General features: G+C 64.0%; 19 protein-coding genes and 1 pseudogene. 7 read left to right on the forward strand and 13 right to left on the reverse strand.

Annotation, left to right across the window (positions count from 1 at the left end; translation table 11 throughout):
- Positions 1 to 34: 34 nt before the first annotated feature.
- Both FXB41_RS29390 and FXB41_RS29395 read right to left on the reverse strand, forming a co-directional pair.
- The gene (locus tag FXB41_RS29390) at positions 35 to 961 is read right to left on the reverse strand and encodes an SMP-30/gluconolactonase/LRE family protein (protein WP_219684249.1); all 927 of its coding nucleotides are present in this window, start codon (positions 959 to 961) and stop codon (positions 35 to 37) included.
- A 134-nt stretch (positions 962 to 1,095) separates the two neighbouring features.
- Positions 1,096 to 1,929: an AraC family transcriptional regulator gene (locus FXB41_RS29395; RefSeq protein ID WP_219684250.1), complete on the reverse strand. Its 834-nt coding sequence runs from the start codon at positions 1,927 to 1,929 to the stop codon at positions 1,096 to 1,098.
- Positions 1,930 to 2,108: 179 nt separating this feature from the next.
- Between FXB41_RS29395 and FXB41_RS29400 the strand changes: the two genes are divergently transcribed.
- Complete coding sequence (locus FXB41_RS29400) at positions 2,109 to 3,212, forward strand: mandelate racemase/muconate lactonizing enzyme family protein (RefSeq protein WP_219684252.1); 1,104 nt, start codon at positions 2,109 to 2,111, stop codon at positions 3,210 to 3,212.
- Between the two features lie 9 nt (positions 3,213 to 3,221).
- Here the strand turns inward: FXB41_RS29400 and FXB41_RS29405 are convergent, their stop codons facing one another.
- Positions 3,222 to 3,572: a hypothetical protein gene (locus FXB41_RS29405; RefSeq protein ID WP_219684254.1), complete on the reverse strand. Its 351-nt coding sequence runs from the start codon at positions 3,570 to 3,572 to the stop codon at positions 3,222 to 3,224.
- Between the two features lie 181 nt (positions 3,573 to 3,753).
- Here FXB41_RS29405 and FXB41_RS29410 point away from each other — a divergent pair, with 181 nt between their 5' ends.
- Positions 3,754 to 3,978 (forward strand): hypothetical protein, encoded by a 225-nt coding sequence (locus FXB41_RS29410; protein ID WP_007595594.1) that lies wholly within the window; start codon positions 3,754 to 3,756, stop codon positions 3,976 to 3,978.
- 280 nt (positions 3,979 to 4,258) lie between these two features.
- On the opposite strand, the gene FXB41_RS29415 is transcribed toward FXB41_RS29410, so the two are convergent.
- Positions 4,259 to 4,915, reverse strand: coding sequence for a glutathione S-transferase family protein (locus FXB41_RS29415; RefSeq protein ID WP_007595595.1), 657 nt, complete (start codon positions 4,913 to 4,915; stop codon positions 4,259 to 4,261).
- A gap of 182 nt (positions 4,916 to 5,097) precedes the next feature.
- Between FXB41_RS29415 and FXB41_RS29420 the strand changes: the two genes are divergently transcribed.
- Complete coding sequence (locus FXB41_RS29420; protein ID WP_007595596.1) at positions 5,098 to 6,321, forward strand: polyhydroxyalkanoate depolymerase; 1,224 nt, start codon at positions 5,098 to 5,100, stop codon at positions 6,319 to 6,321.
- A 129-nt stretch (positions 6,322 to 6,450) separates the two neighbouring features.
- Here FXB41_RS29420 and FXB41_RS29425 read toward each other — a convergent pair whose 3' ends face one another.
- Both FXB41_RS29425 and FXB41_RS29430 read right to left on the reverse strand, forming a co-directional pair.
- Positions 6,451 to 9,780: an adenylate/guanylate cyclase domain-containing protein gene (locus FXB41_RS29425; protein WP_219684255.1), complete on the reverse strand. Its 3,330-nt coding sequence runs from the start codon at positions 9,778 to 9,780 to the stop codon at positions 6,451 to 6,453.
- Between the two features lie 317 nt (positions 9,781 to 10,097).
- Positions 10,098 to 10,613, reverse strand: a complete 516-nt coding sequence (locus FXB41_RS29430; protein ID WP_007595598.1) for a hypothetical protein — start codon at positions 10,611 to 10,613, stop codon at positions 10,098 to 10,100.
- A gap of 569 nt (positions 10,614 to 11,182) precedes the next feature.
- On the opposite strand from FXB41_RS29430, the gene FXB41_RS29435 reads away from it, so the two are divergent.
- Positions 11,183 to 12,109 (forward strand): catalase family peroxidase, encoded by a 927-nt coding sequence (locus tag FXB41_RS29435; protein ID WP_219684256.1) that lies wholly within the window; start codon positions 11,183 to 11,185, stop codon positions 12,107 to 12,109.
- A 2-nt stretch (positions 12,110 to 12,111) separates the two neighbouring features.
- Here FXB41_RS29435 and FXB41_RS29440 read toward each other — a convergent pair whose 3' ends face one another.
- The 7 genes and pseudogenes from FXB41_RS29440 to FXB41_RS29470 all read right to left on the reverse strand — a co-directional run bounded on the left by FXB41_RS29440 (position 12,112) and on the right by FXB41_RS29470 (position 21,251).
- A complete protein-coding gene (locus tag FXB41_RS29440) occupies positions 12,112 to 13,038 on the reverse strand; it encodes an AraC family transcriptional regulator (RefSeq protein ID WP_219684257.1) in 927 nt (308 codons plus the stop codon).
- A 270-nt stretch (positions 13,039 to 13,308) separates the two neighbouring features.
- Positions 13,309 to 15,177: an ABC transporter ATP-binding protein gene (locus FXB41_RS29445; RefSeq protein WP_219684258.1), complete on the reverse strand. Its 1,869-nt coding sequence runs from the start codon at positions 15,175 to 15,177 to the stop codon at positions 13,309 to 13,311.
- A gap of 201 nt (positions 15,178 to 15,378) precedes the next feature.
- A complete protein-coding gene (locus FXB41_RS29450; RefSeq protein ID WP_219684260.1) occupies positions 15,379 to 16,305 on the reverse strand; it encodes a 2-hydroxyacid dehydrogenase in 927 nt (308 codons plus the stop codon).
- Between the two features lie 12 nt (positions 16,306 to 16,317).
- The gene (locus FXB41_RS29455) at positions 16,318 to 17,646 is read right to left on the reverse strand and encodes an NAD(P)/FAD-dependent oxidoreductase (protein ID WP_219684262.1); all 1,329 of its coding nucleotides are present in this window, start codon (positions 17,644 to 17,646) and stop codon (positions 16,318 to 16,320) included.
- A 58-nt stretch (positions 17,647 to 17,704) separates the two neighbouring features.
- Entirely contained in the window at positions 17,705 to 18,580 is an 876-nt protein-coding gene (locus FXB41_RS29460) for an ABC transporter permease (RefSeq protein ID WP_219684264.1), read from the reverse strand.
- A 3-nt stretch (positions 18,581 to 18,583) separates the two neighbouring features.
- Positions 18,584 to 19,534, reverse strand: coding sequence for an ABC transporter permease (locus tag FXB41_RS29465; protein WP_219684265.1), 951 nt, complete (start codon positions 19,532 to 19,534; stop codon positions 18,584 to 18,586).
- Positions 19,535 to 19,561: 27 nt separating this feature from the next.
- Positions 19,562 to 21,251: pseudogene (locus tag FXB41_RS29470) on the reverse strand (peptide ABC transporter substrate-binding protein).
- Between the two features lie 220 nt (positions 21,252 to 21,471).
- Between FXB41_RS29470 and FXB41_RS29475 the strand changes: the two are divergent.
- From FXB41_RS29475 to FXB41_RS29485, 3 genes are all read left to right on the forward strand, one after another.
- Positions 21,472 to 22,104: a cupin domain-containing protein gene (locus tag FXB41_RS29475; protein ID WP_007595614.1), complete on the forward strand. Its 633-nt coding sequence runs from the start codon at positions 21,472 to 21,474 to the stop codon at positions 22,102 to 22,104.
- Positions 22,105 to 22,245: 141 nt separating this feature from the next.
- The gene (locus tag FXB41_RS29480) at positions 22,246 to 24,087 is read left to right on the forward strand and encodes an ATP-binding protein (protein WP_219684267.1); all 1,842 of its coding nucleotides are present in this window, start codon (positions 22,246 to 22,248) and stop codon (positions 24,085 to 24,087) included.
- A gap of 77 nt (positions 24,088 to 24,164) precedes the next feature.
- Positions 24,165 to 24,614: a cupin domain-containing protein gene (locus FXB41_RS29485; protein WP_007595617.1), complete on the forward strand. Its 450-nt coding sequence runs from the start codon at positions 24,165 to 24,167 to the stop codon at positions 24,612 to 24,614.
- The last annotated feature ends 18 nt before the right edge of the window (positions 24,615 to 24,632 follow it).

Below are 24,632 nucleotides of genomic sequence, written 5' to 3' on the forward strand. Positions count from 1 at the left end.
CGGATTGCTTCGCTCCTCGCAATGACGGCTTGGCTCACTTGTTCAGGAAATTCAACGGCAAACCGCCGCGCGGCCAGTCCATGGCGATCAGCTCGCCCTTGCCTGAGAGCGTGATGTAGGCGGTCTTCAGCTCGGGGCCGCCGAAGGCAATGTTGGTGGTGACGCGGTCGCCGGTCGGGACCTGCTCGACCAGGGTGCCATCGGGTGCGATCACCGAGATGCAGCCGGAGACGAGGGTGGCGACGCAGACATTGCCGTTCGCTTCGACCGCCAGCGAGTCGAACATCTGGTAGCCGCCGAGGCCGCAGATCGGTTTGCCCCGCTCGCCGCGATAGATCACGTCGCGCGGCTTCAGCGTGCCGGGCGCGGACAGCTCGTAGGCCCAGAGCCGGCCCGTCGGCGTCTCCGCGATGTAGACGGTGGCCTCGTCCGGCGACAGGCCGATGCCGTTTGCCGGCAACACGCCATGAACGACCTCGACGATCTCCTTCATGCCGGGCTTGAGATAGTACATGCCGCCGACGTCCATCTCGCGCGCGCGGCGCTTGCCGAGATCGGAGAACCAGAGGCCGCCCTGCTTGTCGAACACCAGATCGTTCGGCCCGCGCAGATCGTGCTCGCCGCAACGCGTCACGACGGTTTCGATCTGGCCGGATTGCAGATCGACGCGCTGGATCGAGCCACCGAGGTAATCGTCGGGCTGCGGACCCGGCATGATCATGTTACGGGTCGGGATCCAGGAGAAGCCGCCATTGTTGCAGATGTAGATCTTGCCGTCCGGCCCGAGGGCCGCGCCGTTCGGGCCGCCCGGAATCTTCGCGACGATCTCCTTGCGCCCGTCGGGATGGATCCGGGTCAGGCGCTGGCCGCGGATTTCCACCAACACCACCGAGCCGTCCGGCATCACGACCGGCCCTTCGGGAAATTCGAGGTCGGTGGCGAGAACGCGGACGTTGGACATGTGGGACCCTCCCGGCTGCTTGTTATGACTTGCACGGGATGTCCGGCACGGGCCCCACACGCAAGATTGCCTGCGGTTATGACAAAGTCGCCGGGGCTTGCCAAGCAAGCGGGATGGTATGCCAGCGTTGCGCGCTAATCTCGCACGGGTATCCAAATCTCCAGGCCGCCATTGCCGGTGGCGGGATCGAAGTTCTCGTCGTAGCGCTCGAAATTCGGTGCATCGGCAGCCTTCAGGCCGGAGGCCGGCAGCCACTGATTCCAGATCGCGTTGACGGTACGCCTGATCGAGGCGACGTGGTCGGCGTGGGTGAACACCGCGTAGCGCTGCTCGGGGATACGGATACGGCCGAAGCGGCGCGGCAGCTCGGAGAAATCGGCGACCTCGACGCCGGCGATGTAGTCGAAATTGCCGGCATCGTCGCTGTTGCAGCAGACGCCATAGGCGACGGGCCCAACGCGCGCGGGAATGTCGGCGACCTCCTGGTGGAAGCGCTGCCACAGTCCAGGAATGGCCGCGCCGTTGTCGCAGGAAATGCGCTCGTTGATGCCAGCGACGAGGAAGGCCCTTGTGGTTTCGAAGCGCGGGGCGGCGAGTTTGTCTGCGATGGTTGAGTCCATGAGGATCGGCTCCTGAAGCTTGAGATGGCCGGTGCATTGCGCGGCCCGCACCGCTTCGGGCGTGGTGCCGAACTGGTCGCGGAACGCGCGGGTGAATGCTTCGTGCGAGCCGTAATCCGCCTCCAGCGCCAGCGACAGGATGTCCGGCGCGCCGTTCGCAAGACTGCGCGCCGCTTCGCTCAGCCGCCGCGCGCGCACGTACCGCATCACCGGCAGGCCGGTGGCTGCGGCAAACGCGCGCACGATGTGGAACCGCGACACGCCCGATATCGCAGCGATCTCGTCGAGCGTCATCGGCTCGGCCAGATGGCTCTCGACATACCAGAGCGCACGCTGGGCTGGGTTCATGGCGTCTCTCTCGTTCGAAGCGCGACCATGATGCATGGAAGTCCGCGGGTTTCGCTTGATTGGCGTTGCGGTCCCGCAAGAGGATAACGCTGGAACAGCCACTGGCAACGTCCGGGCGTTCATGGCTACACTCGGGTTGTTCTTGAAACCGCTCACGAGAAAGCAGGAGGAACCGCGTCATGAAGATCACCGATGTGCGGCCGCACCATATCCGCATCCCCTATGACGCCGGTGTCGCGAGCTTCCGTCAGGGCGCCTCCGCCATCACCGCCCTCGACATGGTGATCGTCGAGGTCACCACCGACGCCGGCTTGACCGGCTGGGGCGATGCCTTCGCCTATGTCTGCCCCCGCACCACGCGCAGTGCCGTCGAGGAAATGATCGCACCGCAGGCCCGCGGGCTGGAGGTTCCCGATGCCGCCGGCATTCCCGCGGTGATGGAGCAGATCCAGCGTAACCTGCATCTGTTCGGGCGTTACGGCATCACCATGTTCGCGATCTCCGGGCTGGACATCGCGCTGTGGGACCTCGCCGCCAAGATCAAGGACGTGCCGCTGCACCGCCTGCTCGGCGGCACCAGGCGCCCGGCCATTCCGGCCTATGCGAGCCTGTTGCGGATCGGCTCGCCCGACAATATCGCCGCCGAATGCAAGAAGGCGCTCGCGCTCGGCTACGGCGCCATCAAGCTGCACGAGACCACGGCGCCGGCGGTGTTTGCCGCCCGCGCGGCGATCGGGCCCGGCATTCCGCTGATGGTGGACATGAACTGCCCGCTATCAGGCGAAGAGGCGATCGCGTTCGCCAGCACATGCCGGGACGCGCAGCCGATGTTCCTGGAGGAGCCGGTCTGGCCGCCGGAGGATTTTGCGGCGCTCGCCGAAGTCCGCAGCAAGGGCGGGCTCGGCGTCGCCGCCGGCGAGAACGCCTGCACCGAATATCAATTCCGCCAGATGATGGATGCGGGCGCGGTCAGCCACGCCCAGCCGTCGGTGATCAAGGTCGGCGGCATCACGGAATTTCTGAAGGTTGCGGCGCTCGCGGATCGGCTCGGCGTCAAGATCGTTCCGCACTCCCCGTATTTCGGCCCCGGCCTGCTGGCGACCTTGCATCTTTTGGCGGGGCGCGACGACGGCTTCGTCGAGATGTTTTATCTGAAGCGCGAGGCCTGCCTCTGGGGCGGCCGCGCCGATGTCGATGCCACCGGCCATGTCGCGGTGCCCACCGGACCGGGACTCGGCTATGAGCCCGATCGCAGCGTGATGGAGCGATATCGCGTCGCCTGAGCGCGGCGCCTATTTCGCCGCATCCTTCGGCGGCGCATCCTGTTTCTTCTTCACATCCTCTGCGATCTTCGCCTGCGCGGCCTGGAGATCGCCGAGCGTCTTCTGCAAACCGGCCACGGTCGTCTTCAACGCATCGATCTGGCGACCGGCGGCGTCCAGCTTCTGCTGGTGATCGAGGTTCAGCTTGGTGATCGTCTTCTGGAGGAAGTCGACATTGCTCTGGAGGCAGCTGGTGCGGCGCTCCATCGTCTTCTCGACGGTGCAGATCTCGATGCCGGGCACGTCCTGCGCGCGGACCGGCACAATCGCCAGCGTGGCGAGTACCATCGCGAAACAGACGCCGGCGCTTCGAAGCAACATGCAGGTTCCTCGTCAAATCAATCACGGCAATGTGCGCTTTTTGCACGCAGCCTGCCGAGGCTACCACACTCGCACCGCATTCTCGCGTTGAGCTTGCAGCTGTTCCCTCGGACGGGGAGCGATGATCTGCATGCGGAGGAAATGGGCGCTCCTTCCGCGGCTTTGTTTAGGGGAGTTTTTGATGGCAACGCGCGACAGACGACTGGCGGAATTCGACGGCGCCGGAGAACCGCCGCCTGGCCTTGCAGTCGAAGTGCTGTGCGAGGACCACAGCGGGACTTATCAGCTGCCGTTCGCCTGCCGCTATGTCGAGGGACGGTGGCAGAACCACACGGCCGGCGTCGCCGTCGAAGCTACCGTCATCGGCTGGCGCGTCCCGCGCATGAAGCATTCGGGCGTGGCCTGAGCACTGATTTCTGTCTCAAAATGCAACGGGGCCGCGTCCCGTCTTAACCTCGGGAACGCGGCCCGAACGAATCACGTCCGAATCAGCCGCAGGGCCCCGTACGCGCCTGTTCACGGCTAGATGTCGCAACTGGCCACCAGGCGCATACAATATCTGCGCAACGCGTGAGCAGGGCCAGCCGGCCACCAGCGCCAAAAGTTAACGGCTTTCAATGACATGACTGCGGGGGTGCGGCGGTTGGATGCTCGCTCCCAAAACAGGCAGATGGCAACCGGCCTGCCTAATATTCGACCTCGAGCTCCTCGATCTCGGCCGGCTCATCCCTTGCCGCCGCGATCCATTCCTTCATCTCCGGCATGGCCATGATGGTATCGGCATAGGCCTGCAGTTGCGGCTCGAGCTTGACGTTATAGGTCACGAAGCGCGTCACTACCGGTGCGTACATCGCGTCAGCCATGGTGCGGGTCTCGCCAAACAAGAAGGGCCCGCCCGATTTGTCCAGGCAGTCGCGCCAGATCGCCCAGACGCGATCGATGTCGGCCTGCGCGCGCGACCAGATCTTGAAGCCGGGGAAGTGCCCCTTCAAATTGACCGGCAGCGAGGCGCGCAAGGTGGTGAAGCCGGAATGGATTTCGCCGCAGATCGAGCGGCAATGCGCGCGCTGGACGCGATCCGCGGGCAACAGCCCTGCATTCGGCATCGCCTCGTTGAGATATTCGCCGATCGCCAGCGTATCCCAGACGACCGCGCCGTCGTGCCGCAGGCACGGCACCAGGATCGATGACGACAACAGCAGGATTTCGGCGCGCGCCGACGCGTCGTCCGGCGCGGTGACGATCTCCTCGAAATCGAGCCCGGAAAATTTCGTCAGCAGCCAGCCACGCAGCGACCAGGACGAATAGTTCTTGCTGCTGATGGTCAGTGTCGCCTTCGCCATGTGGCCTTCCCTCACGCCTGTGACTCACGCCTAAGACATGCACCCCGCCCGGACTGCGGGAGTGCGCAGCGCCTGTGCTTCCCGCAAAAAGAGCAGCAAGCGACGTGCCAATCTTGAGGGCGGCCCATCCCGGGTTTGGCTCCGATGTTGCATAGCAGCACGGGACAGGTGGGCGTTTCAGTATGATGTCGATGTATTATCAGGCCTTTCAGAACCAAATGGACCTGACGGCGCCGTGGCGGTCGGGCGCTTCGTCCGCGCTCAAATTCCTCAATCTGGTGCCGCAGGGCTTGTCGGATCAGGTCGTCGGCCGGCTGTCGGCCGCGCTGGAGCTGATCTCCCGCTCCACCCTCACCTATCACCGTCCCGCCTACGGCATCGACAGCGTCATGGTCGGCAATCGCGAGGTCGCCGTGACCGAGGAGATCGCTTACGCGACCCCGTTCGGCTCGCTGCTGCGTTTCAAGAAGGAGGGCGTGGGCGAGCAGCCGCGCATGCTGCTGGTGGCGCCGATGTCCGGCCATTTCGCGACGCTGCTGCGCGGCACCGTGAAGACGCTGCTCCAGGACCACGACGTCTACATCACCGACTGGCACAATCCGCGCGACATTCCCCGCAGCGAGGGCCGTTTCGGGCTCGACGACTATACCGAGCATCTCATCGACTTCCTCGGCCAATTGGGCCCGCGCCCGCATATGGTCGCGATCTGCCAGCCCTCGGTCTCGGCGCTCGCGGCCGCCGCGATCATGTGCGAGGGCAACCATCCTTCGCGGCCGGCGACGCTGACGCTGATGGCCGGCCCGATCGACACGCGCATCCAGCCGACCAGGGTCAACGAATTCGCCAAGAGCAGGCCAATCGACTGGTTCGAGCAGAACCTGATCAACTACGTGCCGATGCAGTGCCGCGGTGCCTTGCGGAAAGTCTATCCCGGCTTCGTGCAGCTCACCGCCTTCGTCTCGATGAATCTCGAGCGCCACATCAAGCAGCATATCGATCTCGCCGATCACATCGCCAAGGGCGAGAAGGAGAAGGCGGCCAGCATCAAGACCTTCTACGACGAATATTTCGCCGTGATGGACCTGCCTGCCGAGTTCTACATCGAGACCGTGCGCGACGTGTTCCAGGAGCATCTTCTGCCCCAGGGCAAGCTGATGCATCGGGGACGTCCGGTGGACACCAAGGCCGTCAGCCGCATGGGGCTGATGACGGTCGAGGGCGAGAAGGACGACATCTGCTCGATCGGCCAGACGCTGGCCGCGCAAGACCTCTGCACCGGCGTGCGCGCCTACCGCCGCGTTCACCACATGCAGGCCGGCGTCGGCCATTATGGCGTGTTCTCGGGCAAGCGCTGGAACAACGAGATCTACCCGCTGCTGCGGGATTTTGTGCACGTGAATTCGTAACCCGTCAGCCCCTGGCCCGTACGTCACGAGCGAACTTCAACGCGCATTGCAGTGAGGCGACCGGAGATGCTGGGGCAGGATCTCGACGCCTCTCCTGACCAAACGGCCAGCTAGAGAAACCGCACGTGCCTAATGCACTTGCTTGAGCAGCTCTCTGGCTTCAACGACTTCGGGAAGATTGCGCTCCGCATCGAATTCAGCGAGCACGGGAGCAAGCACCTCGGATACCGCGCCCGCTCGGCCATTTGTCTTGTGCAGGCGTGCAAGTCCAAGGGCGCTGCGCAGCTCGAAAGTCTTCACCTGTTGGTGCCGTGCGATTTCCAGCGCTCGGTTTAGCGCATTTTCGGCACTGGCTAGGTCCGAAGGATCATGACGCAACAAAAGCTCCCCGTAGACGCGATGCAGCTCGGCATCAAGCCAATGCTGACCGGATTGCCCCGCCCATGCGATCAATCCGCTCAAGATTTCGAGCCCGTTTTCGAGTCGGCCCGACTCTGCATCCGCCATCGCGACATGCATCCCCCAAAACGGCTCACAGAGGTAGCAGTCATTCTCGTGCAGCAAGGTCCAGCCGCGACGCATTTCCGTTAGCCCGGCCATTCCGTCGCCGGCACGCCACTTGGCCAGGCCATTCAGGTAGGTGCCGGCGGCCACATACAGCGGCATCGTGTGGTCGCGAGCGAGACCGAGCGCCAGGATCGTCTCTGTTTGCTGCAACATGCCCCCGCATAGTCCGTCGAACACAGCTCGATGAACAAGCGCATTGGCCTGAGAAAGCGCCCGTTTTTCTCCGGAAGCACTTATCGCTTCCACGGCGAGGCGACGTGCGCGAGCGATCCTGCCAAGCGGCCAAAGCACCAGGGCAAGAAACCTCATGATCACGAATGGGAGATCCAGTGCCGAGCCCCTAAACGTCGCGGGATCCGGCTCGTCACCATAGATCTCTAGTGCCTTCTCAAGATGTACTCTCGCGTTCAAGTAGTCGCCCCCGAACCAGCAGGTAACCCCGCCCGTCCAATGTGCAACGACGGCGGCCACCGGTGAGTCCGGTCGCCGTTCAGCGGCGTTCACGATGGCATCCACCAGCGCCCGCATCGGCGCGAGTTCGCCGTGTGTCAGGCAGGCATTGAAGAGACCCGAATGGACTGGCGCAAGTTCAACCGGATCATTGATGTCGGCTGCGAACTGTCGGGCGCGCGTCCATGCGGCTACCGTTTCGGGAGCGCTGTGCCCGAGGCTGCCCCGTAATGCACGGCCATATGCGATTTGAAGATGTAGCCTACTCATCATCCGGTCGTGCTCATCGGGCAGCTCATCGGCGACGGCAATCGCCTTGCCGAGATGTGCAATCGCCTCGGAATAGGCGGAGCGTTTCAGCGCCTGCAGGCCCGCCTTGCGCCACCATTCGAGGGCGACCTCGTTCAGCCCCGCCTCAGTGAAGTGGTGTGCCAGAACTTCCGGCTCAGTCTCGGCGACGACTGGAAACTTCTCGCGCAGGACATCGCCGATGCGCTTGTGAAGCACCTGCCGTTTGCTCTTGAGCAGGCTCTCGTAGGCCGCTTCCTGAACGAGAGCGTGCTTGAAACTATAGTTTGCTTCGGGCGGAGCCCCGCGACGCACCAGCAGTTCGGCCTCTTCGAGTTGCGCTAGCGCAGCGCTCAGCGTCAGATCATCGCGTCCCGCCACATATCTCAGCAGCGCGTATGAAAAGTCGCGACCGATGGCGGCGCCTATCTGCGCCAACTCCTTGACCGGGGCCAGCCGGTCAAGCCGCGCCATCAGCGAATCCTGCAGCGTCGCGGGAATAGCGAGCGGCGGGAGCGGATTATCGAGGCGATAGCGCCCGGCATCTTCGACGAGTAGCCCGGACTCCAGCACCATCTTGGTCAATTCCTCGACGAATAGTGGGATGCCATCCGTCCTATCGATGATCTGCTTCATCATCTCGCGTGGCAGCTGGCGACCAACGGCCACCTGTTCGACCAGCGCGCGCGAGTCCTGCCGATCGAGTCGGTCGAGCCGCAACAGACTGACGTTGGCAAGGCCCGACCAGGAGGGCTCGAACTCTGGCCGAGATGTCATGAGCACGAGTATCGGCAGTCCTCTGATCCGATCGACCGCGAGATCGAACAGTTCAAGTGTCGTGGCATCGGCCCAATGCATATCCTCGCAGATAATCAGCAGGGGTTGCTCTCGCGCCAACCCCTCAAGTTGATCCAGAAGGGCGGCAAATGTCTGTCGCCGCTGCTGCGCCGGGCTCAAACTCAGCGGCGGACAATGGTCGTCGGTGGGAATCGAAAGGAGAGCCGCAATGAGCGGTGTCGCTTGGGCGACCTGCTGTGTTCCAAGCGCCAGCATTGCCTCGAGCTTGTCGAGCTTTTGCCCAGGCGTGTCGTGCGACCTGATGCCGGCGGCGCGCTCGAGCTGCGCGACAAAGGGATGGAGCGCACTGTTGATATGGTAGGGCGAACACTGATATCGCACCCGGCGGTGAGCCCCCAACGAGGGGCTTTCGGACAGCGTTGCGACAATGCGCGACTTGCCGATGCCCGCTTCGCCAGAAATCAATACCATCTGCCCCTGCCCCTGCCATGCCAGCCGCTGGCGCGAGAGAGTGAACTCGATCTCGTCCCTGCGGCCGACAAAACCGATCGAGCGTACCGCGCGGACCGCCTCGAAGCGACTCTCGGATGCGATCGCTCCCTCCACCGCCCAGACTGCGATGGGTTCGGCTATGCCCTTGACCTCACGGCGGCCGAGATTGCGAAACGTGAAGAGATCACCAAGCAGCCGGCGCGTCGACGAAGCAACGACGACCGCGCCCGGTTCCGCCAGGCTCTGGAGCCGAGCGGCAAGGTTTGGTGTGTCGCCGACTGTTGCCTGTTCCTCTGACGCATCTCCGCTGATGAGGTCACCGACCACCACAAGCCCTGTCGCAATTGCGATGCGCAGTTCAACCCGTTCGTCGGCGCCTGTTTTGAGCTGCCCAATTGCGGAGATAGTGTCGAGACCCGCTCGCACTGCGCGCTCCGCATCATCCTCGTGGGCGCGAGGATAGCCGAAATAGACGAGTATTCCGTCGCCGACGAACCTGGCTATCCTGCCGTCATAAGCCGCAACGACGCTCGCGCAGGCGGCGCGGTAGGCCCGGATCACTTCCCACATATCCTCGGGATCGAGACGCGCCGAGAGCGCGGTCGAGCCGACCAGATCGCAAAACATAACGGTGAGGTGGCGCCGCTCGGCGTCCTGAGGAGGCGTCGGCGATGCGATCAACGCGGCTGGATCGAGGTCGGCAATAGCACGCAGCATTTTGCGGCGATGGCCTAGCAGGACTCCGAGCTTATCAAAGTCCTCGTCCATCAGTTCGGGGAGGATGCCCACGTCGATTGCATTCTGGGCAAAACGCTCTGCGTATTGCCCAAGCCCCAGTTTGTCGAGCCACTCCGCAATCTGCATTGGCTCCACCGATCGTGTGGTTGGCGGTTAGCAGGATTTTGGACCACGGCGCGGGGACGATATCCCAACATCGCCATGATGGCACGTCTTGTTTGTTGTGCGATAATTTAGGTTACTCAGTACCGACACGGCTTCCAAGCCGGGTCGCCGCCCGATGCGAACGACTGCGCTACCCAACATCGTCTTCACGCAGCGTTGCACGACAGAGGTTGCGATGAGTGATCACGACTCACTCGGGACCTGAAGCCGAATCCAACGCTGCGGCTTGTGCTCTCGTCATGACGCCAAGCAGACGTTATTGGGTGAGCACAATTCCTTCATTGCTTGTCCATGCGTGCTTCGTAGTTGCGAGCCATCGTGCCCGCCGCGACTTGGAGCGAAGAACCAACCACCCAACAGCCGGCAACAAAGGCTATCAGCCCATTGGCTGGGTTATGATCAAGGACAAGGATGCTGACGGACAGAGTTGCGGCAATCGCGGCGCCGAACGTTCCGGCCGCACTCATGATCTCAGCCGGCTCGGAACCATTCCACTCTTCCGAGGTGCTCGAAATCGACTTCCGCGCGACACTGCGAGACAAATCAATTCCGACGTAATAGCTAAGAGCTCCGTAGAGCATCGTTATCAGCACGATCCAGCCGCTTTCAAACAGTCCGCCTTTCTCACGCAACAGGGCCGCACCCACATAGAGGCCGCAAGAGGCCCCAACGGCTGCGAGCCCAATTCTTTCAAGAAGATGGGCCGACCTGATCAGACCGGAACGAGCGATCCGAAGATTGCCGGAGCCCCTCGTTAGGGAAAATGCGCTGGAAATTGCATCACTAATTTTCATTGGGGGTCTCCTTCTTAGGTAAGTAGCGGCCTACCGGCCGACCCCGAATAGAGGCAGCCTCGTGGACGCGTTTTGCGATTGCCTTGATTCCAACTTCTGAAAAATCTGTGCTGAGTGATGGGGCTGGCTTGCTCGTGAGCAAGACGAGAGCCAATCCAAAGCTGCGAGCACGCGGCTACGCAGGCATTGCATCTCACCCGTGCCTGTCAGTTAAATCCGGGTGCGGCAATTTCTTGCGGGAGTGATAGCTCGAAAAGAGAGTGGTGAATATGAGACGGTTCACATAACGCGGTTCCCCGTTGCTCTATCCGATCACAATTTCCGGAGGACAAGTCTGCATCGTCGCGAGACCCGGGAGCGCGGGAGCTGAAAGAGCCATCAGTAAACAAGTTGTCCCGCGTCTCGCCGACATCAGATCTATCCACTCATACCATGTTTTGCCCACGTGAATTCCCGAAGCGCGAGCAAGCAATCAGCAGGATCGGACAAGGCAGCGCGGCTTTGGGAAAGACGCCGGCGCTGCACCAGACCTAAAACCTGGCCATGCCGCTCGCGCCGGAGGCCAAGCCATGTCCGAACTTCCCACCCCCGCTGCAACACCCGCCGCGGTCGTCGATGCATTGAAGGCGGTCGCAGGCAATCCGCCGAAGGTGCGCGCGAGCTTCGCCAAGGGTCGATGTGTGCGCGGGACCTATGCCCCGTCCGATCGCGCGGCAGAGATTACGCGATCGCTGAGTTTCACCAAGCCCTCGCGCGTGCTGGCGCGCTTCTCCGTTGGCGGCGGCAATCCCGGGGTGACCGACACCAACAATCTCGTGCTGCGCGGCTTCAGCTTCAGGCTTGGCGACGACGCGCATCGCTCGGACATCCTGACGGAAACCGCTCCGGTGCATTTTGCACGGACGCTCGACCAGATGCTCGCCTTCCTCGAGGCGCGCATCCCGGGCGCGGACGGCAAGCCTGACATCGAGAAGGTCCGGGCCTTTTCCGCGGCCAATCCTGAAACACTGAACCAGGCGAATTACGTCGCGGCACGCCGGCTGCCCGGCAGCTTTGCCGGCACGACTTATTGGGGCGTGCACGCCTTTCCCGCGACGAACGCCAAGGGTGAAACCCGCTTCATCAAGTTCAAGGTCGCGCCTGTGGGCGGTGACGTCACCTTGAGCGAGGACGAAGCGAGGGCGAAGTCGGCTGATTTCCTGCATGACGATCTCGCGCGGAGGATCGCAGCCGGCGATGTCCGCTTCAACGTGATGGCCTTGCTCGACCGTCCCGGCGATCCCACCATGGACGTGACCCTGCGATGGCCGGACGAGGACAACCGTGAGCAGGTGCGGCTAGGGACGATCGTCATCACCAGCCTTGAGGCCAACGAGGCCTGCGACGGCTCCATCTTCAATCCTGCCAATGTTGCCGACGGCATCGGCCATCCGCCGGACGAGATCTTTGCGGCGCGCCGCACGGCCTACACGATCTCGCTGGCGAAGCGCCGGTAAGTTCAAGCCTTGTCCCGTCCGCCATCCGTTTCGCGGCGCCACGCGCCCGGACTGACACCGACGATGGACGAGAACACCCGCGTGAAATGGCTCTGATTGGCAAATCCGGCCGAGATGGCAATCTCGGACAACGGCAGGTCGCGGACTGTCATAAGTTGCTTGGCCGCCTTGACGCGCTGCTGAAGCAGCCATTGATGCGGCGGCAGGCCGGTGGAAATCCGGAATGCGCGTGAGAAGTGGCTGACTGACAGACCAAGCTCGGTCGCGATCAGCTGCAGCGCGATCTTGCCCGAGAGATCGGAATCGAGCCGGTCACACGCACGTTTCACCTGCCAGGGCGCGAGACCGCCGCGGCTCGGTTCTGCGGCTGGCTTCAGCCCACCATAGGTCTGGGCGACATGGGCGGTGAGCGCAAGCATCATGTGATCGACGAAAAGCTGGTTGGTCTCGTCGGGCCGGCACAGTCCTTGCCGCAAGGAGGCACCGACATGTCGAACGACCTCGTCGTCATGACCGACACCTGGCTCGTAGCTGAGCTCGCCAACGCGCGGCCCGCCCGGTTGCCTGGCAATGCCGTTGAGCGCCGAGCGCGGCAAATAGAAGAAGAGCGAGTGAAACGGCTTGTCGATCACATAGCGCGGGTCGCGCTTGAGGTCGTACAGATAGGTCGCACCTGCGCGAACATCCGCCTTGGTGACACAGCGGCCCTCCTCCCAGCATTCGCAATCCGGATAGTCGCGGAGTTTCAGGCTGAGGAGATAGGCATCTTCCGCAGCCAGGGAACCGGAAATATCCGGCGTCGGATCGTCGTTGCGAACCTCGGTGACCGCGAGCTCGGCGCTGTGCAGCGAACGCGTGATCAGGACCGGTGCTTGCTTGGAGCGAAGGCCCTGCCCGAGCCTCTGCCCGTAGACGCCTGCTTGTGTCATTCTAGTAAATCCATCCGTAAAGGCACGCCTTCGCCGGCCTTCCCGAGATCCGCGCATTATCGGAGATCGACGGCCAACGGTCCAGCTGCAGCGCATAGCACGAAGCTGGCGCGGCCGGCCGTCGCACCGGGTCGCGACGCGATGATTTCATTGTGATTTCAGCGTGATGTCACAGGCCCGGCAGAGCGAAAGACAACACCGTTGACCTGCCCGGCAGATCGCGGCGCGACCTCATCGTGCATTTTGGAAAGGATTTGCGGCCTGCGCACGTCAGTTGGACCATTCCTCGCCCCAGACCTGGACGACGTGGCCCGGCGACACCTCGCGATATTGGCGCACGGGCGGCTGGTAATCGGGCGAGCGCACCGGGCTTCTGATTTCGTCGTTCGCTACCTGGCGCCTGATGCCGCGGCGCGCTGGATCGGGCACCGGCACGGCCGCCATCAGCTTCTTCGTATAGGGATGCTGCGGATTGCCGAACAAGGCCGCGCGCGGGCCGGTCTCGACGATCTCGCCGAGATACATCACCGCGACGCGATGGCTCATGCGCTCGACCACAGCGATATCATGGGAAATGAAGAGATAGGCAAGTCCCATGCTGGCCTGAAGATCGAGCATCAGATTGACGACCTGCGCCTTGACCGAAACATCGAGTGCCGAAACCGCTTCGTCCGCGACGATCAGCTTCGGTCCGAGCGCGAGCGCGCGGGCAATGCAGATGCGCTGGCGCTGGCCACCGGAGAATTCGTGCGGAAAGCGCGCGGCCATGTCGGCGGTGAGACCAACGCGAACGAGCAGGTCGGCGACCTTCTCCCGCGCCTGCGACGCCGTGGCGAGCCCGTTCGCGAGCAATGGGGCCGCAATCGCCGTTCCCACCGACATGCGCGGGTTGAGACTCGCGAACGGATCCTGGAACACGATCTGCATCTGCTTGCGAAAGTCACGCAAGGTGCGGGCATTCATCGCCAGCACATCCTGCCCGTCGACCAGAACGGTGCCGCTGTCGGGCTCCGTCAGCTTGAGAATGGAGCGGCCCGTCGTCGACTTGCCGCAGCCGGATTCGCCGACCAGCGCCAGCGTCTCCCCGGCGCGCAAGGAGAAGGAGATGTTCTCGACCGCATGGACGCGGCCCGAGACCTTGCCGAACAGGCCCGAGCGGATTGGAAAGCGCGTCGTGAGGTTGGAGACCTCGAGCAGCGGTCGCTCGGCAATCGAGACCGTATCTGGCGTCTCCGCCGGCTCGTCGGAGGTCCCCGTCACCTTGTCCACGATCGGAAAGCGCATCGGCCTGGGGCGGCCGTCCATTGAGCCGAGGCGCGGCACGGCCGCGAGCAGCGAGCGGGTATAGGGATGCGAGGCTGAAGCAAAGATGCGCGCGGTCGCGTCAGTCTCCACCGCCTGGCCGCCATACATCACCACGGTGCGGTCCGCGATCTCGGCAACCACGCCCATGTCGTGGGTGATGAAGAGGATCGACATCTCCTCTTCCTGCTGAAGCTCCTTCAGAAGCTCCAGGATCTGGGCCTGGATCGTGACGTCGAGCGCCGTGGTCGGCTCATCCGCGATCAGCAGCCTCGGCTTGCAGGCCAGCGCCATCGCGATCATCACGCGCTGGCGCATGCCGCCGGAGAAGCGATGCGGATGCTCGTGGAAGCGCGATTTCGCCGCGGGGATGCGAACACGATCGAGCAGGCGGATGGTCTCGACCTCCGCCGCCGCACGCGACAGGCTGCGGTGCTGGATCAGTGCTTCTGCAATCTGGAAGCCGATGGTCAGCACCGGATTGAGGCTCGTCATCGGCTCCTGGAAGATCATGGCGACTTCGTTGCCACGAACATCCTTCATGCTCGCTTCGGGCAGCGTCAGCAGGTCGCGGCCGGCAAGCTGGACGCGGCCTTCGACGCGGCCGTTCTCCTTCGGAATGAGCCGCATGATCGAGAGCGCGGTGACGCTCTTGCCCGAACCGGACTCGCCGACGATCGCCACGGTTTCTCGCGAGGCGACATCGAACGACACGTCGCGGACGACGGGACTCCATTGCCGTTCGCGCATGAAGGACGTCGTCAGGCCGGAAACCGACAGCACCGGCGACCGCGCGTTGGCAGCGACGTGGTCAGGCACGCTTGCGCCGCTGCTCATGCATACCCCCTAAGGCCTGCCGCGGAGACAGCACGCTCCCTCCCCCGCTTGCGGGGGAGGGTTGGGGAGAGGGTATCTCCGCAGTCGAGAACCCCCAAGAGGAGAGAGCCCTCACCCGCGCCTTCGGCACGACCTCTCCCGCAAGCGGGAGAGGTAAGAGGAGCCCGCGGCTGGATCGATGTCACCATCATCATCGCATCCTCAGTAACCACGGTCACGGTCGACACGCCCCGGCAATTCTTCACCGCGGCGGTGGCGCGCGATCACATCGAGCACGAAATCGACCGCCGTGTCCGGCGTGGTCATGCTGGCATTGTGCGGCGTGACCAGGATGCGCGGATGGCTCCAGAAAGGGTGACCCGCAGGCAGCGGCTCCGGCTCGGCGACATCGAGGACGGCACCCGACAACGCGCCGCTGTCGAGCGCCGCGAGAAAGTCGGCTTCGACCAGATGCGGGCCACGCCCGACGTTGACGAGCGACGCGCCGCGCGGCAGGCGCGCGAACAGATCCGCGTTCAGGATGCCGCGGGTCTGATCGGTCAAAGGCAACAGGCAGACGAGAATGTCGGTCTGCACAAGGAAATCCGGCAACGTCTCCATGCCTGCGTAACAGGCGACGCCCTCGATCTCGCGCGGCGAGCGATTCCAGCCGAGAAGTGGAAAATCGAAAGCTCTGAGCCGTTCGAGCACGGCCTGGCCGAGTTGGCCGAGGCCCATCACGCCGACGCGCCGACGTTTGGCCGGCGTGATCCGGATCTCGCGCCAGACCTGTTCCTTCTGCTGGGCAATGAAGGGCAGGAGGTCGCGATGCAGCGCGAGCACCGCCATGGTGACGTATTCGACCATCGTCTCGGCAATGCCCGGCTCCAGCATGCGCACCAGCGGAATGTGCGGCGGAACTTTTGACGCGTCGAACTGGTCGACGCCCGCACCGACCGAGAAGACGAGCTCGAGATTTGGGAAAGTCGTCGCGATGTCGTCCGGCGGCACCCACGCCACGAGATAGCGGACGTCAGCGGGATCGCCGATGTCGGGCCAGAGCCGGAACGGCACATCGGGCGCGCGCTCGGCGAAGAAGCCCGCCCACTCCTCGCCGCGAACCATGTTGGCCTTGTAGAGAAGCGTCATGCCGCAAGGCCCTCAGAACGGGCTGACCGGCGCGAGCCGGCGGCCATCAATCAGGCGCTTGTGGCTGTAGGCCGCGGGATCGACCAGCGGCGTCGCGCCCGTCACGATGTCGGCGGCGAGCTTGCCGGCCGCAGGACCGATGCCAAAGCCGTGGCCGGAGAAGCCGGTAGCGAGGAAGAAGCCGGGCATGGCGTCGACCGGCGAGATGACCGGGATGGTATCCGGCGTGCAGTCGATCGTGCCGCCCCAGGCTTCCGCGATCTCGATGTCCTTCAATTCAGGATTCGACTTGATCAGCGAAGCCAGCGCGGCATTGACCAGCGACATGTCAGGCGCGGGATCGCGCACGCGCTCGGTCTCGAACGGCGACGGCTTGTCCAAGCTCCAACTGGTGCCCCGCGTGAGCTGGTCGAAGAAGGATTTGCCGAATGACAGTTTCAACCCGTTCTTGCGATGCAGATAGGTCGGCCAGAAGGTTCGCGCGTAGCGGAACAGATCGGGCGACAGTTCGACCGTGCCGCGGTTGCGCAGCGCCAGCGTAAAGCCGCCGTCGAGGCGGCGGCGGATGCAATAGAAATCGGTGCCGAGCGCACCGGAGGTAATCTCCGGCCCGGGCGTGGTCCGGCACGCGGTCGCATTGACAAGGCCGATCGGCAGCTCGATGCCGTGGCGGCGGCAGAATAGCGACGACCAGGCGCCGCCGGACAGCAACACCGATTGCGTGCGAATGGTGCCCTTCTCGGTGACGACGGCGCTCACCCGGCCGCCCTGCGTTTCAAGTCCACGCGCGGCGCAGCCCTGATGAATGGTGACGCCGTGTTTTCGCGCGGCGGTGGCAAGCGCCGGCACGGCCATCGAGGGCTCGGCGCGCCCGTCGCTCGGCGTGTGCAGGCCGCCAACCCATTTTTCGGCGTTGCCGGGCAGACGCTCGGCGACCTCCGCCGGCGTCAGGACCGTGGAGTGGACCTGCATCTCGCGCGCCGTTGCCGCCCATCGTTCCCAGCTGGCGAGCTCGTCCTTGCTCTTGGTCAGGAACAGCACGCCGGTGCGGCGGAAGCCGGCATCGACGCCGGCATCGTTCTGCATGTCTTCCCACAGGCGCAGCGCCTCGCGGGCCAGCGGGATCTCCTCACGCGCGCGACCCTGCTGGCGGCACCAGCCCCAATTGCGGCTCGATTGCTCGCCGCCGACATGGCCCTTCTCGACCAGGGCGACGGTGAGCCCCTTCTTCGCGAGATGATAGGCCGCGGAGACGCCGATGACGCCGCCGCCAATGACGACGACGTCCACCTGCGCCGGCAGGCGTTCATCGCTGTTTATACGGGTGAGCGGCGGGGACATGGGGCACTCCAGATATTCAGTTCGATCGGAGCAAGCTTGCTCATCGCTAGTTTGCAGATCATGGGATGTTCATTCGCGGATCGAGCGCGTCGCGCAGGCCGTCGCCGAGAAAGTTGAAGCTCGTCACCGCCAGCGTGATGGCGAGGCCGGGCGCAATCGCGAGCCAGGGCGCGCTGGTGAGATAGATCTGTGCGTTGTTGAGCATGTTGCCCAAGCTCGCCGCCGGCGGCTGGATGCCGTAACCGAGATAGCTGAGATAGGATTCCAGCAGGATCGCCTTGGCGACGTTCAGCGTCGCCGCCACCACGATCGGCGCGACCGCGTTGGGCACCAGCTCGCGGAACATGATCCGCAGGTTCGACGAGCCGAACGCGAGTGCAGCAACCGCAAACTCGCGTTCCCGCAGCGAGCGCACCTGGGCCTCGACGACGCGGGCCACCCACATCCAGGCAGTCGCCGCGATCAGCACGGTGGTGGTGACGAAGCCGGGCTCGATGAGCGCCGCGAGCGCAAGCAGCAGGAAGATGGTCGGAAAGCAGAGCATGGCATCGACCAGCCGCATCAGCACCGCGCCGACCACGCCGCCAAAGAAGCCGGCGAAGGCGCCGACGGCGATGCCCACCGCCATCGCGATCACCATCGCGACGAAGCCGATCGACAGCGAGACGCGCGCGCCCATCATCAGCCGCGCCAGCACGTCGCGGCCGAGTTCGTCGGTGCCGAGGATGTGCGCGCCCGACAGCGGCGGTGCGAACCGCTTCATGATATCGATATAAGTGTCGTCGAACGGCAGCAGATAGGGACCAAAGGCCGAGCCGAGGACGAGCACCAGAATGATCACGGCGCCCGCGAGCGCGAGCCGGTGCCGGCGGAAGCGGCGCCAGGCGGCATGGCCCGGCGCGAGCTGAACGGTCGAGAGGGCTGCGCTCGTCATCGCCTAGCCCACCCGTATCCTGGGATCGACGACGGCATAGAGGATGTCGGCGAGCAGCGAGCCGATCAGCACCATGATCGCCGAGAACATCAAAATGCCCATCACCACGGGGTAGTCGCGATAGCCGATGGAATCGAGAAACAGGCGCCCCATGCCCGGCCAGGTGAACACAGTTTCGGCCACCAGCGCGCCGCCGAGCAGCGTCGGAAACTGAAGGCCGGCAACGGTGATCATCGGCAGCAGGGCGTTGCGCAGCGCATGCACGGTGAGAATGCGCCATTCCGGCATGCCCTTGGCGCGCGCGGTGCGAATGTAGTCCTGGTTGATGACCTCGAGCATCGAGGAACGCATGAAGCGGCCCCACATCGCGGTCTCGACCAGCGCCAGCACCAGGGCCGGCGCGATCAGATGATGCAGAAGGTCGAGGAAGGAGCCGTCGCCGACGGTCTCGCGGTTGCCGGCCGGCAACCAGCCGAGCTTCACGGAGAAGATGTAAATCGTGACGAGTCCGAACCAGAAGGTCGGGATCGACAATGCGATCATGGCGCCGACGGTCGCGAGCGAATCGAACAGCGAATAGCGGCGCAGCGCACCGAGCACACCGATCCAGCCGCCGAGCAGCACCGCGATGATGGTCGCCGTCGCCATCAGCTCCAGCGTGGCGCCGAGGTGCGACGAGATCACCGACAGCACCGCCTCGCCGTCGCGATACGAGTGGCCCCAATCCCCCCTCAGCATCCGGCCGAACCAGTCGAGATACTGGATCGGCAGCGAACGATCGAGGCCAAGCTGCCTGGTGACGCGATCGAGATCCTCCTGCGTCATCTGCGCGGAGGCCGCGAATTGCGAGAGCGGACCGCCGGGCGCCAGATGCAGAATGGCGAAGCCGATCGCGGACACGATCACCAGCAACATGATCGCCTGCGCCAGGCGATTGGCGACGTAACGGGCCATCTCAGGCGATCTCGCGCACCTGAACCATCAGGCCCAATACCATTCGCGGATGTTCCAGCAGTTGATCGACATGTTGATGTTGGGGCGGAAACCTTGCAGCCCTTCCTTCACGCCTTCGGCGATGAAGCCCTGGAATAGCGGCAGGATCGCGAGGTCGTCGCGGATGAGCTTCTGCAGAGTGCCATAGGTCGTCTTGCGCTGCGCCAGATCGAACTGCTTGGCACCTTCTGCGAGAAGCCGATCGGCCTCCGGGTTGCGATACTGATAGGTGTTGTAGCCGCGGCCACCCTTGGCAGGAATGGCGCCGGAGCCGAAGCGGGGCGTCACGTCGGGGTCGCTGCCGAGCATGAAATTCACCCCCACGATCACCGAATTGAATTTCGATTGCTGCCAGAAGTCGCCCCAGATCACCGCGGCCGGCATGTTGTTCACGCGCATCGCGGCACCGATCGCGCGCCAGTCCTGGATCAGCAATTGCTGGGTCTGCTCGCGCACCGCATTGCCCGACGTCGTTGAATTGGTGAATTCGAGCTTGACGCCGCCCTTCTCGCGCACCCCGCCAGAGCCACGCACCCAGCCGGCCGCATCGAGCAGCGTGTTGGCCTTGGCCGGATCGTATTTGTGCTGCGGCAGCCCCTGCTGGAATGACCAGGCCTGCTGCGGCACGAAGCTTTCAGTCTGCGTCGGCAAGCCGTAGTTCAGCGCGTCGATGATCGCTTGCTTATTAATCGCGAGATAAAGCGCCTCGCGCACGGTGCGGTCCGCCAACGCGCCGAACTCCAGATTGGGAGCGATGTGCTCCACCGACGACGTCGAGGAGACGAAGATCTTGCGCCCCTTCAGCGTCTTCGCCTCCAGCACGAAGTTCGGCAAAATGCCTTGCAGGCCGGTGTAGTCGACCTGCCCGGTGCGGAACTGGGTGTAGAGCACGGTCGGGTCGGGAATATACTTGAACACCACGCGCTCAACGTAAGGTCCCTTGCCGTGATAGCCGGTATGGGCATTCAGCTGAATGTGGTCGCCGGGCACGCGCTCGCCCCAGCGGAACGGTCCGGTGCCGACGGGCGCATTGTGGAACGGCGAGGCGTTCGGATCTGTCACCTTCTCCAGGATGTGCTTGGGCACGATGAAGGTCAGCGATCCCAGGATCGACATGTAGGGCGAATAGGGAGCTTCCATGCGCCAGTGAACCTCGTCGGGCGCGACGACCTTGATGTCCTTCACGAGACTATGGCCGACGCGGCTGCGCGCGCGGAAATCGGGATTGTTGATCAGCTCGAGCGAGAACTTCACGTCCTCGGCCGTGAACGCCGTGCCGTCGTGCCATTTCACGTCGCTGCGGAGCTTGATGTTCCAGGTCAGGCCGTCGGCCGACAGGCCGCCATTCTCGATGGTCGGGACTTCGCGGGCGAGGTCGGGAACGAACTTGCCGTCGGGATCGATGAACCAGAGCGGCGAGAACACCTGCCACCAGATGCCCTGATCGACTTCGATGCCCGGCATCAGGGGATGAAAGACCGTCGGCTCCTGCGACCGCCGCGATCACCTGCCCGCGCGGCTTGTCCGGCGGATTGGTCGGGCGTTCGGTCTGCGCAAACGCGTGGCCCGAAAGCGTCCATCCCGCCGCGGCGCCCGCGCCGAGCTGAAAGATCTGACGGCGGTTCGGATTGCCGAGATGCAGTGCCCCAACGCCGAACTTCCCGGTGTCGTCCGCCATGACCACTCTCCGTTTTCGCACGCGGCACCGTCTCCCGCGCCCCCGAGATCCCCGGCAAAAGGACAGGAGTGGACTTTAGTGCTTCTAAATTTTTCTATCAAAAGTTCATCACGACTAAATACAGCTGTCAATCGGATTGCTAGGATGCGCGACCTTTTCACTCCGACTGAAGCTCCAGACCGCCATTGTCCGGGGCTGAGATGATGTATGGGAGAGCGACATGGATGGTCGCGGCGAGATCAACGATCCGAAGGACGCACCGGCGATAGAGGCCGACGATGCGGTCGACCAGCGCCTCGGCGAGACCGTGCGGCTGCTGCGCCAGCGTGCGGGCCTGTCGATCCAGGACGTCGCCAACAAGACCGGCCTCTCCAACGGCATGATCAGCCAGCTCGAACGCGCGCGTGCCATGCCGTCGATCCGCACGTTGCGCCTGCTCAGCATCGCGCTCGACGTTCCGATCTCCTATTTCTTCGAGACCACCGATCCCGCCGACGTGCAGCGCTACATCGTGCGCAAGAACAGCCGGCGCCTGCTGCGGCTCACCGCCAGCGGCGTCGTCAAGGAAGCGTTGACGCCGGCAGACAAAGGCCAGCTCGAACTCTACGAGCTCACGCTCAATCCCGGCGCCTCGTCCGGTACCGATTTTCTGCAGCACACCGGCGAGAAGGCGGGCTATATCCTCTCGGGCAGCCTGCGGCTGTGGCTCGACAACCAGGCCCATCTGCTCGAGGCCGGCGACAGCTTTCGCTTTCCGAGCATCGTGCCGCACATGTTCGACAACCCGACCCAGCAGACGGCCCGCGTGATCTGGGTGACGACGCTGCGCCAGACCGATTCGCCGGCAGGTTGAAGCGCCGCCAACCCGGCACCACCGCAAATTGCCCCTCGACGCCGCCGCGCGGAATCTGTAGCTCACATCTGTAGCTCAGGTGGAGCCGGTCATTGACAGGGCGGACACGAGGGTCTGCGACTGACGCGTTGGTGTGAGACCATGAAACTCAGGGGGCTTCTGACACTCGCGATGGCCGCGCAGGTCATCGTGACCGCGGCGGCTCTCCTCGTCTCCTATGCCGCGATCGGCACCGGGTTCGGCATTGCCCAGATCGTCGCGCTGCTCGCAAGCGGCGCCATTGCGGCCCTGCTGGCTCGTCTGTGCACGCGCGCGATCGAAACGGCGCAGGACAAACGCGCCGCCGCGCAACTGACCGAGCAGGCGCGGGCCAGCGCACAGCTGACGCAAGCCGTCATCAAGACCGCGCTCGATGCCTTCGTCCAGACCGACCAGAACGGCATCGTGCTGGAATGGAGCATTCAGGCCGAGGCCCTGACCGGATGGACGCGCAAGGAGGCGCTCGGCACCGACGTCGTCAACCTCCTCATCGCCGAGCCGCTGCGCGACGGCTTCAGGCAACGCATGATGCGGCTGCTGCCGGAATTGTCGGATACGCCGATCGGCATCCGGTTCGAAGCGACCCTGCTGCACCGGAACGGCGATGACATCCTGATCGAGGCGTCCAGCACGGCGCTCCACCTCGGGGGACGCACCCTCATCAACAATTTCGTCAAGGACGTCACGCGGAAGCGCGCCGCCGAGGAGCAGCTGATCCAGGCCCAGAAGATGGAGGCTGTCGGCCAGCTCACCGGCGGCATCGCGCACGAATTCAACAACATGCTCACCGTGATCACGGGCACGATCGAGATCCTCGCCGACGCAGTGAAGGACAATCCGCCGCTCGCCACCATCACCAAGCTGATCAGCGACGCCGCCGACCGCGGCGCCGCGCTGACGTCGAGCCTGTTGTCCTTTGCCCGCAAGCAGGCGCTCAAGCCGGCCGAGAGCGACATCAACGAACTGCTCGAAGAGCTCGCAAAGCTGCTGCTGGCAACCTTCGACAAGAAGATCGAGATCGTGACCCGGCTCGACGGCAACGTCTGGCTCGCCCTGGTCGATCGCGGCCAATTGAGCTCGGCGCTTCTCAACCTCGCAATCAACGCCCGCGACGCGATGCTGGATGGCGGCAGACTGACGTTGACGACGCGCAACGTCGTGTTCGGCGTCCGCGAGGCGGTGGCGGTCGGGGCCGGCTATGCCGGCGACTATGTCGAGATCGAGATCGCCGACACCGGCACCGGCATTCCGCCGGCCATTCTGGAGCGAATCTTCGATCCCTTCTTCTCGACCAAGGACGTCGGCAAGGGCACGGGGCTCGGGCTCAGCATGGTGTTCGGATTCATCAAGCAGTCCGGCGGCGGCATCAAGGTCGCTTCCGAGGAAGGACGCGGCACGACTTTCACGATCTACCTGCCGAAGGCGGAGGCGAGCACGCTTCGCCCCACCGGCTATGACGAGCGCAAGGTCGTGGGTGGGACGGAAACCATTCTTTGTGTCGAGGACGACCGCGACGTCCGCCAGTACGTCACGGTCCAGCTCGAAAGCCTCGGCTACAAGGTCATCCCGGCCGCCAATGCGGCCGAGGCGCTCGCCATCGCCGCCGAAGGAACGCCCTTCGACCTGCTTTTCACCGACATCGTGATGGCCGGCAGCTTGAATGGACGAGAGCTCGCCGACGAGATGGTGGCTGCGCGCCCCTCGCTGCGGGTGCTATTCACGTCGGGCTACGCCTACGACGCCCCGCATGCGCAGGGACGCGCCACCAAGGGCGCGCCGCTTCTGACAAAGCCCTACCGCAAGGCCGAGCTCGCGCGCATGCTGCGCCGCTCTCTCGACACCGCCGTCGACGACGCGGGCGATCCGATCCCGACGCCCTATTCCGTGCAGGCCGATCTCGAAGGCTTTCTGCGCAGGCAGGCCGCTGAACGCGACAGGCGGTAGGGCGCGTCTTGCGCATGGACAGCGCATGGCTGCTGCGCAACACTCCGTCTCGGTTACAATCCCATTGGAGGCGAGCCATGACTGCACTCGAAAAGGGCATCACCGCGAACGGTACGGGCTATGGCGGCAAGACCTGGAACATCCTCGGCCAGGTCTACTTCCCGAAGGCCGTCACCGAGTCTACTTTCGCGTTCGAGACCAACAGCGATCCTGGCCAGTTCGTGCCGGTGCACATCCATCCGACCCAGGACGAATTCATCCTGGTGCAGGAAGGCACGCTCGACCTCAAGCTCGACGGCAAATGGGTCAAGGCCCATGCCGGCGATCTCGTGCGCCTGCCGCGCGGCATCCCGCACGGCTATTTCAACAAATCCGACAAACCGGCCCGCGCGTTGTTCTGGGTCTCGCCGATGCAGAAGCTGGAGGCGCTGTTCAACCAGCTCCATGACCTGACCGACCCGGCCGAGGTCGTGCGCATCTCGGCGCTGCACGAGGTCGACTTCCTGCCGCCCGAAGCCAACGACTAGGCTACGATCCCCCGACCG

This window comes from Bradyrhizobium canariense, from assembly GCF_019402665.1.
Taxonomy (GTDB): Bacteria; Pseudomonadota; Alphaproteobacteria; order Rhizobiales; family Xanthobacteraceae; genus Bradyrhizobium; species Bradyrhizobium canariense.

Coding starts and splice junctions, on each gene's coding strand:
- FXB41_RS29390 (WP_219684249.1), bottom strand. CDS start 961: ATGTCCAACGTCCGCGTTCTCGCCACCGACCTCGAATTTCCCGAAGGG.
- FXB41_RS29395 (WP_219684250.1), bottom strand. CDS start 1,929: ATGAACCCAGCCCAGCGTGCGCTCTGGTATGTCGAGAGCCATCTGGCC.
- FXB41_RS29400 (WP_219684252.1), top strand. CDS start 2,109: ATGAAGATCACCGATGTGCGGCCGCACCATATCCGCATCCCCTATGAC.
- FXB41_RS29405 (WP_219684254.1), bottom strand. CDS start 3,572: ATGTTGCTTCGAAGCGCCGGCGTCTGTTTCGCGATGGTACTCGCCACG.
- FXB41_RS29410 (WP_007595594.1), top strand. CDS start 3,754: ATGGCAACGCGCGACAGACGACTGGCGGAATTCGACGGCGCCGGAGAA.
- FXB41_RS29415 (WP_007595595.1), bottom strand. CDS start 4,915: ATGGCGAAGGCGACACTGACCATCAGCAGCAAGAACTATTCGTCCTGG.
- FXB41_RS29420 (WP_007595596.1), top strand. CDS start 5,098: ATGATGTCGATGTATTATCAGGCCTTTCAGAACCAAATGGACCTGACG.
- FXB41_RS29425 (WP_219684255.1), bottom strand. CDS start 9,780: ATGCAGATTGCGGAGTGGCTCGACAAACTGGGGCTTGGGCAATACGCA.
- FXB41_RS29430 (WP_007595598.1), bottom strand. CDS start 10,613: ATGAAAATTAGTGATGCAATTTCCAGCGCATTTTCCCTAACGAGGGGC.
- FXB41_RS29435 (WP_219684256.1), top strand. CDS start 11,183: ATGTCCGAACTTCCCACCCCCGCTGCAACACCCGCCGCGGTCGTCGAT.
- FXB41_RS29440 (WP_219684257.1), bottom strand. CDS start 13,038: ATGACACAAGCAGGCGTCTACGGGCAGAGGCTCGGGCAGGGCCTTCGC.
- FXB41_RS29445 (WP_219684258.1), bottom strand. CDS start 15,177: ATGAGCAGCGGCGCAAGCGTGCCTGACCACGTCGCTGCCAACGCGCGG.
- FXB41_RS29450 (WP_219684260.1), bottom strand. CDS start 16,305: ATGACGCTTCTCTACAAGGCCAACATGGTTCGCGGCGAGGAGTGGGCG.
- FXB41_RS29455 (WP_219684262.1), bottom strand. CDS start 17,646: ATGTCCCCGCCGCTCACCCGTATAAACAGCGATGAACGCCTGCCGGCG.
- FXB41_RS29460 (WP_219684264.1), bottom strand. CDS start 18,580: ATGACGAGCGCAGCCCTCTCGACCGTTCAGCTCGCGCCGGGCCATGCC.
- FXB41_RS29465 (WP_219684265.1), bottom strand. CDS start 19,534: ATGGCCCGTTACGTCGCCAATCGCCTGGCGCAGGCGATCATGTTGCTG.
- FXB41_RS29475 (WP_007595614.1), top strand. CDS start 21,472: ATGGATGGTCGCGGCGAGATCAACGATCCGAAGGACGCACCGGCGATA.
- FXB41_RS29480 (WP_219684267.1), top strand. CDS start 22,246: ATGAAACTCAGGGGGCTTCTGACACTCGCGATGGCCGCGCAGGTCATC.
- FXB41_RS29485 (WP_007595617.1), top strand. CDS start 24,165: ATGACTGCACTCGAAAAGGGCATCACCGCGAACGGTACGGGCTATGGC.